General features: G+C 70.0%; 9 protein-coding genes. 8 read left to right on the forward strand and 1 reads right to left on the reverse strand.

All coding sequences use genetic code 11. The annotated features are described in order from the left end of the window. Positions 1-41 precede the first annotated feature (41 nt). Entirely contained in the window at positions 42-1,205 is a 1,164-nt protein-coding gene (locus OG978_RS33125) for an ROK family glucokinase (RefSeq protein ID WP_124721377.1), read from the forward strand. A 14-nt stretch (positions 1,206-1,219) separates the two neighbouring features. Then, positions 1,220-1,813 carry a hypothetical protein gene (locus tag OG978_RS33130; RefSeq protein ID WP_326768738.1) on the forward strand — a complete coding sequence of 198 codons (594 nt, stop codon included), beginning with the start codon at positions 1,220-1,222 and terminating at the stop codon, positions 1,811-1,813. Positions 1,814-1,991: 178 nt separating this feature from the next. Here OG978_RS33130 and OG978_RS33135 read toward each other — a convergent pair whose 3' ends face one another. Continuing rightward, positions 1,992-2,939 (reverse strand): methionyl-tRNA formyltransferase, encoded by a 948-nt coding sequence (locus OG978_RS33135; RefSeq protein ID WP_326768739.1) that lies wholly within the window; start codon positions 2,937-2,939, stop codon positions 1,992-1,994. 242 nt (positions 2,940-3,181) lie between these two features. Between OG978_RS33135 and OG978_RS33140 the strand changes: the two genes are divergently transcribed. From OG978_RS33140 to OG978_RS33165, 6 genes are all read left to right on the forward strand, one after another. Continuing rightward, positions 3,182-4,534 carry a lysine N(6)-hydroxylase/L-ornithine N(5)-oxygenase family protein gene (locus tag OG978_RS33140; RefSeq protein WP_326768740.1) on the forward strand — a complete coding sequence of 451 codons (1,353 nt, stop codon included), beginning with the start codon at positions 3,182-3,184 and terminating at the stop codon, positions 4,532-4,534. A gap of 55 nt (positions 4,535-4,589) precedes the next feature. Then, positions 4,590-5,657: a FecCD family ABC transporter permease gene (locus OG978_RS33145; RefSeq protein WP_326770239.1), complete on the forward strand. Its 1,068-nt coding sequence runs from the start codon at positions 4,590-4,592 to the stop codon at positions 5,655-5,657. After that, entirely contained in the window at positions 5,654-6,715 is a 1,062-nt protein-coding gene (locus OG978_RS33150) for a FecCD family ABC transporter permease (RefSeq protein WP_326768741.1), read from the forward strand. Before OG978_RS33145 ends, OG978_RS33150 begins: the two co-directional genes overlap by 4 nt. A 39-nt stretch (positions 6,716-6,754) precedes the next feature. Further along, positions 6,755-7,597: an ABC transporter ATP-binding protein gene (locus OG978_RS33155; RefSeq protein ID WP_326768742.1), complete on the forward strand. Its 843-nt coding sequence runs from the start codon at positions 6,755-6,757 to the stop codon at positions 7,595-7,597. A 174-nt stretch (positions 7,598-7,771) separates the two neighbouring features. Next, positions 7,772-8,821: an iron-siderophore ABC transporter substrate-binding protein gene (locus OG978_RS33160; protein ID WP_326768743.1), complete on the forward strand. Its 1,050-nt coding sequence runs from the start codon at positions 7,772-7,774 to the stop codon at positions 8,819-8,821. A 46-nt stretch (positions 8,822-8,867) separates the two neighbouring features. Further along, positions 8,868-10,655: an ABC transporter ATP-binding protein gene (locus OG978_RS33165; RefSeq protein WP_326768744.1), complete on the forward strand. Its 1,788-nt coding sequence runs from the start codon at positions 8,868-8,870 to the stop codon at positions 10,653-10,655. Positions 10,656-10,669: the final 14 nt, after the last annotated feature.

Below are 10,669 nucleotides of genomic sequence, written 5' to 3' on the forward strand. Positions count from 1 at the left end.
CCGGGAGCACCGCCCCGGCTCCTCCAGACCCCGCAGGGACGATGAGCACGTACCGCGACTTCACACACCGCGGCTCCGCCCGCGCCACCGTCCTGCGGACCGTGGGCACCCGGGAGCGGCGCTCGCACCTCACGGCACCGCGGGTACCCACCGTCGGCATCGACATCGGCGGTACGAAGGTGATGGCGGGTGTCGTCGACGCCGACGGCAACATCCTGGAGCAGCTGCGTACCGAGACGCCGGACAAGTCCAAGAGCCCCAAGGTCGTCGAGGACACCATCGTCGAACTGGTCCTGGACCTCTCCGACCGGCACGATGTGCACGCCGTCGGCATCGGCGCGGCCGGCTGGGTCGACGCGGACCGCTCCAAGGTGCTCTTCGCCCCGCACCTCGCCTGGCGCGACGAACCGCTGCGCGACGCCCTCGCCTCCCGCCTCGTCGTCCCCGTCATGGTCGACAACGACGCCAACACCGCCGCCTGGGCGGAGTGGCGCTTCGGCGCGGGCCGCGGCGAGGACCACCTCGTCATGATCACGCTCGGCACCGGCATCGGCGGCGCGATCCTGGAGGACGGCCAGGTCAAGCGCGGCAAGTACGGCGTCGCCGGTGAGTTCGGCCACATGCAGGTGGTGCCCGGCGGGCACCGCTGCCCCTGCGGGAACCGCGGCTGCTGGGAGCAGTACAGCTCCGGCAACGCACTCGTGCGGGAGGCCAAGGAACTGGCGGCCGCGGACTCCCCGGTGGCGCACGGCATCATCGAGCGGGTCAAGGGCAACATCCCCGACATCACCGGGCCCCTCATCACCGAACTGGCCCGCGAGGGCGACGCGATGTGCGTCGAGCTCCTCCAGGACATCGGCCAGTGGCTCGGCGTGGGCATCGCCAATCTGGCCGCCGCGCTCGACCCCTCCTGCTTCGTCATCGGGGGCGGCGTCAGCGCCGCCGACGACCTGCTCATCGGCCCGGCCAGGGACGCCTTCAAGCGCCACCTCACCGGCCGCGGCTACCGGCCCGAGGCCCGGATCGCCAAGGCACAGCTCGGCCCGGAGGCAGGTATGGTCGGCGCCGCGGACCTGGCCCGGCTGGTGGCCCGCAGATTCCGCCGGGCCAACCGCCGCCGCGTCGAGCGCTACGAGCGGTACGCCCAGATCTACGACCAGGCCGCGAGCACCATCCGTAATACGCGCAACACCCGCACCTCCTAGGGATCCCCAGACACATGACCGCAGCCGAGCACCCCGTCCTGCCGCGTCAGTCCACGCCGCCCGACGACGACGGCCGGCCGCCGCAGGACCGGCGCCGGCTGATCCGCCGTCGGCTGATCACGGCGACCATCATCGTGCTGCTCATCGGCATCCCGGCCGGCTATCTGCTGATCTCCGCAGGGCAGAGCCGCCGCTCCGGTCAGAACAAGGAGGCCGAGGCCTCCGCGCAGGGGCTCCGGGAGGGCTGGCCGTCCCGGTTGCAGCGCCGGATCTTCGAGCTGCCGATGCCCGGCAACTCCCTGGACGTGCAGTACTACGAGACCAACAACTGGAAGGCCAGCCGGCTGTACGTGGAGTTCCGCACCACGTCCGCCGGGCTCGACCGTTTCCTCGGCCGGATGGGCAGCGGCCGCTCCGACCTGGAGGCCGGCAAGGTGACCATCGGCGACCGCGACCAGAAGGTCTCGGGCTGGAAGTTCGGCCCCGGGGTCGAGTGGGCGGGCACCACGCACACCAACAAGGACCCGCGGCCCACCCAGGACATCATGGTGAACATGACCGACCCGATGAACCCCGTTGTCTACGTCGTCTCCGCGGCGACCCCCTGAGCGGGAGAACATCCCCGGCGCGTCCTGCGAGCCCCGCGGCGCGCCGCTTTGCTGAACCGCGCCGCGTCACCCGGCCGCGTCACCCGGCCGCGGCCGTCCCGGCCGGCCGTGCGCGCGAGGGCGGCGAGGAGACCGACCGTACTGCCCGCCTCCTGCGCGACGGGGTGGTGCCGTCGCGTCAGGGACGGCTGGTCAGGTAGCCGCCCATGGAGGTGAAGTACTCCGTCGCGGGCATCTCTCGGCCGTCCTCGGTCCGTACGCGCGTGATGGCCAGGCCGTGGTTGCGGCCGGTGCGGGCATCGGCTCCGGCGACGATCACCACGCCTTCGCCCTCGCGGTAGAAGATGCGACCGGGCGTACCGCCGTAGCGGCCCTGGGACACCACCGAGGCGAGCACCTCGAGTCGCTTGCCCCGGTGGAAGGTGAAGGCGCTGGGGTACGGCTCGGACTGGGCGCGGACCAGGCGTTCGAGGTCCTCGGCCGGCCAGGCCCAGTCGATGCGGATGTCCTCGGCGGACCGCTTGTGGAAGAAGCTCGCCCGGGAGCGGTCCTGCTTGGTGAACTCCGTCTGTCCGGCGGCGATGAGGTCGAGCGCGCCGATGGTGACCGGGGCGATGAGGTCGACGGTCTTGTGGAAGAGATCGGTGGCGGTGTCCGTCGGTCCGACCGGAACGGCCTCCTGCCGGACGATGTCGCCGGCGTCGAGTTCGTCGTCCATCATGTGCGCGGTGACGCCCACCTCGGGCTCGCCGTTTATCAGCGCCCAGATCAGCGGGGAGAAGCCGGCGTACTTCGGCAGCAGCGAGTCGTGGACGTTCAGCGTGCCGTGGCGCGGGAGGCCGAAGATGCGCGGCGGGATCCACGTCCGCCAGTTGTTGGCCACGATGATGTCCGGGTCGGCCTCCTTGAGCCGCTCGAACAGCTCTTCGTCGTCAGGGCGGTTGCGGATCAGTACCGGGACGCCGTGCTCCTCGGCGAGGTCGGCGACCGAGTCGCTCCAGATCTTCTCGTACGCGTGCTCGCTCTTGGGGTGCGTCACGACCAGTTCCACGCTGTGCCCGGACTTCAGGAGGGCTTGCAGGGTGCGGTGCCCCCAGGTCTGGTAACCGAACATGACGACCCGCATGGGGTTCCTCCTCAGGGCAGGGATAGACCGGGGCAAGTAAAGCAAGGCTTACCTTACTTTGCAACAGGGGGATTTTGGGCCCCGGTTGACGGATCGTCAGCCCCGGTCGCCGGTTTGCGGTATCGACAACATCGCGTGATTAGCTTAGGCTCACCTAAGTTCGGTTGGCCGCTCTGTCGGCGTGCCCGCCTTCGTATCTTTCCTACGCCTGACAGGCGGCTTTCCCGCACGATGGGAGTGACATGTCACCGGTTCTTCCTGGCGACGCACCACTGGTCCACGACCTGATTGGCATCGGCTTCGGCCCCTCCAATGTGGCCATGGCGATTGCGCTGAGCGAGCACAACACACGCGTCGGCAGGCAGGAGTCGGTCACCGCTCACTTCTTCGAGCAGCAGCAGAGCTTCGGCTGGCACCGCGGCATGCTGATCGACGACGCCACCATGCAGGTGTCCTTCCTCAAGGACCTGGTGACGCTCCGGAACCCGGCCAGCGAGTACAGCTTCCTCTGCTACCTGCAGAGCAAGGGCCGGCTGATCGACTTCATCAACCACAAGAACCTCTTCCCGCTGCGGGTGGAGTTCCACGACTACTTCGAGTGGGCCGCGGCCAAGGTCGACGACATGGTCTCCTACGGCCACGAGGTCGTCTCCGTCACACCCTTCGTCCACGACGGTGTGGTGGAGTACCTGGACGTGACCGTCCGGTCGGGGGAGGGCCTCGAGGTCCACCGGGCCCGCAACCTCGTCGTCGGTACCGGGCTGCGCCCCCTCATGCCCGAGGGCGTGGAGCGCGGCGACCGTGTCTGGCACAACTCCGATCTGCTGCGGAACGTCGACGGTCTGGAGGGCACCTCGCCCTCGCGGTTCGTCGTCGTGGGCGCCGGTCAGAGCGCCGCCGAGAACGTCGCCTACCTGCACCGCCGCTTCCCCCGGGCCGAGGTCTGCGCGGTCTTCTCCCGTTACGGCTACAGCCCCGCCGACGACAGCAGCTTCGCCAACCGGATCTTCGACCCCGGGGCGGTCGACGACTACTTCGCCGCGCCCGACAGCGTCAAGAGCCGGCTGATGGCCTACCACGGCAACACCAACTACTCCGTGGTGGACATCGACCTGATCGACGACCTGTACCGGCAGATGTACCAGGAGAAGGTCCTCGGCACCGAGCGGCTGCGCTTCCTCAACGTGTCCCGGGTCACCGGCGTGGAGGAGACGCCCGACAGCGTCCGTACCACCGTGAAGTCCCTCGTCACGGGCGAGGAGACGCTCCTGGACGCCGATGTCGTGGTGTTCGCCACCGGCTACAGCCCCGCCGACCCCCTCGGCCTTCTCGGCGAGGTCGCCGACCGCTGCCTGCGCGACGACGAGGGCCGGGTCCGCGTCGAGCGCGACTACCGCGTCTCGACGGACCCCGACCTGCGCAGCGGTATCTACCTGCAGGGCGGCACGGAGCACACGCACGGCATCACGACGTCCCTGCTGTCCAACACCGCGATACGGGTCGGCGAGATCCTGGACTCGCTGCTCGACCGGGGAGTCAAGTCCGCCTCCGACGAGGCCCGGCCGGTCGCCGGCGGCACCGGCACCTGCGCGTGACGTGCCCAACCGGCCATGCCTTCCCGGCGGATCATGAGGGATGACGAACGTCGACATGCGCACGACTGCAGTTGAGCGCCCCGCGCCCAGGGCGCCCAGGGGTACGGCGGAGGCCCGCCGACGGCGGGTCGTGGGTCTGGGCGCGCTCGTGGTGATCCTCGTGATCGCGGCGGCGGTGTCGCTGGCCGTCGGGGCACGCGCGCTGAGCCCCGCCGAGGTCTGGCACGGACTCTTCACGGCGCCCGAATCGGACCGGCGGCTCACCGAGATCAGGCTCATCGTGCAGACCGTGCGGGTGCCTCGCACGGTGCTCGCGATCGTGGCGGGCATCGCTCTGGGGGTCGGTGGTGCGCTGATCCAGGGGTACACCCGCAACCCCATAGCCGATACGGGCCTGTTGGGGGTGAACGCCGGTGCTTCGTTCGCCGTGGTGTCGGTGATCGCCGTGTTCGGTTTCGCCGACCCGTTCCAGTACGTCTGGTTCGCCTTCGTGGGGGCGGCGGTCGCCGGTGTCGTCGTCTTCGGCCTCGCGAGCATCGGCCGGGGGGCGGGCAGCCCGTTGACGCTCGCTCTGGCCGGGCAGGGGCTCACGGTGTTCCTCGCCGCGATGACCACGGCGGTCGCGCTGTCCGACCAGAAGTCGCTGAACGCGCTGCGGTTCTGGAACGCGGGCTCCGTGGCCGGTGTCGGATTCGACGTCATCTGGCCGGTGACCGCGTTCATAGCGGTGGGACTGGTGCCGGCGCTGATCACCCTGCCCGCCCTCAACCTGCTCAACCTGGGCGACGACGTGGCGCGGGGGCTGGGCGTGAACATCGCGCTGAGCCGGACCGTCGGCATCGTCGCCATCACCCTGCTCGCGGGCGCGGCCACGGCGGCGTGCGGCCCCATCGCGTTTCTCGGACTCATGGTGGCCCACGTGGCCCGGTATCTGACCGGGCCGGACTACCGCTGGCTGGTGCCGTACGCGGGTCTGCTCGGCTCCGTCGTCCTGCTGGTCTGCGACATCGTGGGGCGCCTGGTGGTGCGGCCGGGCGAGTTGGACGCGGGTGTCGTGGTCGCCCTCCTCGGAGCCCCGTTCTTCGCGGTCCTGGTGTGGCGAGGAAAGTTCAGGAGCGCATGAACGGGTCAGACGTGAATCCATCGGTGGCGCAGGGCGTGCGGCTCGGTCAGGTGTCGTTCGTATGGCGGCCCTGGCTCGTCCTGGTCACGCTGCTGCTGGCAGCGGCGACGTTCCTGGTGTTCTGCCTCTCCATCGGCGTCGGGGAATTCCCCATCGGCCTCTCCCGGGTGATCGCCACGATCCTCGGCCGGGGTGAACAGGTCGACGAGTTCGTGGTCATGGACCTGCGGATGCCGCGTGCCCTGGCCGGTCTCGTCGTGGGGATCGCGCTCGGGATGTCCGGGGCGATCACACAGTCCGTCGCACGCAATCCGCTCGCCAGCCCGGACATTCTGGGCATCACCGGGGGAGCCGGCGCGGTCGCGGTGTTCCTGGTGACGGTGTCGGGCGGGACCGCCGCGGCGGTCGTCGGCTCGGTGGGCCTGCCCGCGGCGGCGCTCGCGGGCGGTCTCGGTACGGGGCTGCTGGTGTACTTCCTGGCGTGGCGGCGCGGGATCGACGGCTTCCGGCTCATCCTCATCGGTATCTCGGTGAGTGCCGTGATGGAGGCGATCACGACCTGGCTGCTGGTCTCGGCCGACATCAGGGACGTGGCCAGGGCCCAGGCATGGCTGGTCGGTTCGCTGGACGGCCGGTCGTGGGACGAGGTCCGGGTGGCGTTCTGGTGCACGCTCGTCCTCGTCGTCGTCGTGGCCGGTGTCGCGTTCCAGTTCAAGCCGATGCATCTCGGCGACGAGGTCGCCGCCGGCCTGGGCGTCCGGTACTCGAGGGTGCGGGCCGTGCTGCTGCTGTGCGCGGTCCTGCTGGCCGCCGTGGCGGTGAGCGCGGCGGGCCCGGTTCCGTTCGTTGCCCTGGTGGCGCCGCAGGTGGCGATGCGTCTGGCGAGGTTCCCGACGCCGCCGATGGTGGCCTCCGGCCTGGTGGGCGCGTTGCTCCTGATCGGCTCGGACCTGGTCGCGCGCACGGCGCTGCCGATCACTCTTCCCGTCGGCGTGGTCACCGCCGCGATCGGCGGCCCGTTCCTCATCTATCTGCTGGTGCGGGCGAACCTCAGGTAGACGGTAAGAATGCAAGACGGACCTAAACAAGGGGGGCTTGTGGCCGCTCAGTTCATCACCGGGATCGAGGCCGGGGCCAAGGACGTGTCACGGCTGGCGGCCAGGGGCGTCACGGTCGGGTACGGCGGCCGGACGGTCATCGACGATCTCGACGTGGCGATCCCCCCAGGGGTGATCACCACCATCATCGGTCCCAACGGCTGCGGGAAGTCCACCCTGTTGCGCACCCTGACGCGGCTGCTCAAGCCGGCCGGCGGGACGGTCGTGCTGGACGGCGAGGACATCGGCCGGCTCAGGACCAGGGACGTGGCGAAGAAGCTCGGTCTGCTGCCGCAGGCACCGGTCGCGCCGGAGGGGCTGACGGTGGCCGACCTGGTCGCCAGGGGGCGCCATCCGCACCAGAGCTGGTTGCGGCAGTGGTCCTCGGACGACGCCGGTGTCGTGGAGCGTGCGCTGGCCATGACCGGGGTGTCCGAGCTGGCCGACCGTCCGGTGGACTCGCTCTCCGGTGGACAGCGTCAACGCGTCTGGATCTCGATGACCCTCGCCCAGGGCACCGACCTGCTGTTGCTGGACGAGCCGACCACGTACCTGGACCTGGCGCACGCGATCGACGTGCTCGACCTGGTGGACGACCTGCACGAGTCGGGGTGCACCGTGGTCATGGTGCTGCACGACCTCAATCTGGCCACGCGCTACAGCGACAACCTGATCGTGATGCGGGCGGGATCCATCCTGGCGCAGGGGCACCCGCGTGAAGTGATCACCGCTGAGCTGCTGCACGAGGCGTTCGGGCTGCACGCCAAAGTGATCGACGACCCGGTGGGCGACCGGCCGCTGATCGTGCCGATCGGCCGCACGCACGTCCGGCTCGATCCCTAGGTCCTTGTCTCGATCCGTAGGCCCTTGTCTGCTGCGGGTGCAGTCGAGAGCCCAAGTGGTGCCCGATAAAGGAAAGTTCGCAGGTTAGGCTAGGCTGGCCTCACTTGTGCAGGATAAGGTTTGGCTGCCCTTACAAAGAGGTGCAGCGGACAGTGCGAAAGCAAGGGGTTCGGGATGCTTCTCCATAGAACGACGCGTGTGAAGCCCTGGCGGCGGCTGGCGGCGGCGCTGTCCGCCGCGACCCTCGGCGTCGGCCTCCTCGCGGGATGCGGTTCCGACTCGGCGGACAAGAAGAACGATGACGCCCCGGCCGCCGCCTCCGGCGCGTTCCCGGTCACGGTCGAGCACGCATTCGGATCCACGGAGATCACCAAGGCTCCCCAGCGCGTCGTCTCCGTGGGTTACACGGACGACCAGGCCATCCTGGCGCTCGGCATCAAGCCGGTCGGCATGGTCGACCAGTACCCGAACCCGGCGGGCAAGTCCCCCGACATCAACACCCAGTGGCCCTGGGTGAAGGGCAAGTGGGGCGACACCCGCCCCGAGGTCATCATGAACAACGGTGACTCGGGCCCCAATTACGAGAAGATCGCCTCCCTGCGGCCGGACCTGATCATCGCGGTCTACTCCGAGATCGACCAGGCCGCCTACGAGAAGCTCTCCAGGATCGCGCCGACCGTGGGTCGCACCAAGGGCGAGAAGGAGCCCTTCAGCGCACCGTGGCAGGACAACGCGGTGCACATCGCCAAAGCGCTCGGCAAGGAGGACGAGGGCACCAAGCTGGTGCAGGGCATCCAGGGCAAGCTCGACGCGGCGAAGAAGGCACACCCGGAGTTCGCGGACCAGACCGCCGTGGCGCTGTCCTGGTACAAGGACTCCGTCGCGCCGTTCACCTCCACCGACGTACGCGGACGGCTGGTGACGGGCATCGGCTTCAAGTACCAGACCAAGATCGACACGGTCGCGGACGGCAAGTTCTTCACCGTGCTGTCCCCCGAGCGCATCGACCTGGTCGACGCGGACCGCATCTTCGTCATCAACGACAAGGCGGACACCGAAGCGCTGAAGAAGTTCGAGCTGTTCGCCAACCTGCCCGCCGTCAAGAACGGCAAGGTGTCGTACCTGCTGGACAGCGAGGGCCCGGCGGTCGGCGCGGCCATGTCCCAGGGCACCCTCCTGTCCCTGCCGTACGCGATCGACGAGCTCGTCAAGTCGGTCAAGTAGAAATGCCGATCCAACCGCCCCGTACCCGGAGAGACTTGGTCTTCGTGTGAGCACCCCCGACACCCGCGTCGCCCCGGCAACCCTGCGCACGGCGACCGCGGGCGAGGCCACCGGGTGGGTCATGGCGCACTGCCGCCAGGCCCCGTGGCTGACGGCCTCCACCGTGCTCACCACGGTGGCCGGGGCGGCGCTCCAGGTGCTCCCCGTGCTCCTGCTGGGCCAGGTGGTCGACGGGGTGGTCGGGGGCGAACCACGCTCGGTGCTGGTCACGATCGGGGTGTTGATGGGGGCCGCCGCGCTGCTCGGCGCGGTGGCCACCGCGGTCTCGGCGTACCTGATCGGGCGGCTGGGGGCGGATCTGCTCGCCCGGCTGCGGGAAGACGCCGTCCGTGCGGTGCTGGGGATGCCGAGCGCACGCGTCGAGCAGGTCGGCCGGGGCGACGTGCTGTCCCGGGTCGGTGACGACGTGGCCGTGCTGTCCAAGGGCATCCGGGCGGCCATCCCCACGGTGTTCTCGGCGGGGGTGCTGGTCGCCATCGCCACGGTCGGCATGTTCGGGCTGGACTGGCGGCTCGGCCTGGCCGGCGCCGGCGCGCTGCCCGCGTACGGGCTGGCCCTGCGGTGGTATCTGCCCCGGTCCGCACCGCTCTACCGGAAGCAGCGGGCGGCCCAGGCCGACCGTGCGCAGGCGTTGATCAGCGGTCTGAACGGGATCGACACGGTCCGGGCGTACCGCCTGGAGGACGCCGTCCGCGAGAAGGTCACCCAGGAGTCGTGGCGGGTACGCGATCTCGGCGTCGAGGTGTTCCGGTTCTTCGGGCGGTTCGTCGGCAGGGAGAACCGCGCCGAGTTCATCGGGCTGGTCCTCATCGTCGTGGTGGGGTACGCCCTGCTGGAGGCCGATGCCGCCAGCCTGGGCGAGGTGGCGGCGGCCCCGCTGATGTTCCACCGGCTGTTCACCCCGCTGGGCGCCATCATGTTCACCTTCGACGAGGCGCAGAAGTCGGGCGCGAGCCTCACCCGCCTGGTCGGGGTGCTGGGGGAGCCCGCGGAGGACCGGTTGGTGGGCGACGGGTCGGTCGCGCCGGCGGACGCCGGGGCGTATCCGGTGACGGTGGAGGGGCTGACCTTCAGCTATCCCGGCACCGAGGAACCGGTGCTGCGGGATGTGAACCTGTCCATCCCGGCCGGGGGTTCACTCGCTCTGGTGGGTGCGACGGGTGCGGGAAAGTCGACCCTGGCCGCGCTGATCGCCGGCATCGGGACCCCGCAGGCCGGGTCGGTGCGCATCGGCTCGCAGGACCTCGCCGGTCTGGACGAGGCCGGGGCGCGGGCTCTGGTGAGCATCCTGACGCAGGAGACCCATGTGTTCTCGGGTCCGCTCGCCGACGATCTGCGGCTCGCCGCGCCCGGGGCGAGCGACGCCGAGCTGATGGACGCGTTGCGCACGGTCGGCGCCGGCGGGTGGGTGGAACTGCTGTCCGACGGGCTGAACACCATGGTCGGCGAGGGCGGCGAGCGCCTGGACGTCACCAAGGTCGCCCAGATCGCCCTGACCCGGCTGGTGTTGGGCCGCGCTCCGGTGGTGGTGCTCGACGAGTCGACCGCGGAGGCGGGCAGCGAGGGCGCCGCCGAGCTGGAGCGGGCGGTGCTGGCCGCGTGCTCGGGCCGGACCACCCTGTTCGTGGCGCACCGGCTGACCCAGGCGATGGCGGCGGACCGGATCGCCGTGCTGTCCGAGGGTCGCGTGGTGGAGGAAGGGACACACGGGGAGTTGGTGGCTCTGGGGGGCCAGTACGCGCGTCTGTGGCGCGCCTGGCGAGAGGGTAGTTAGGTCAACCTTGGTTA

The organism is Streptomyces sp. NBC_01591 (genome assembly GCF_035918155.1).
Classification (GTDB): Bacteria; Actinomycetota; Actinomycetes; order Streptomycetales; family Streptomycetaceae; genus Streptomyces.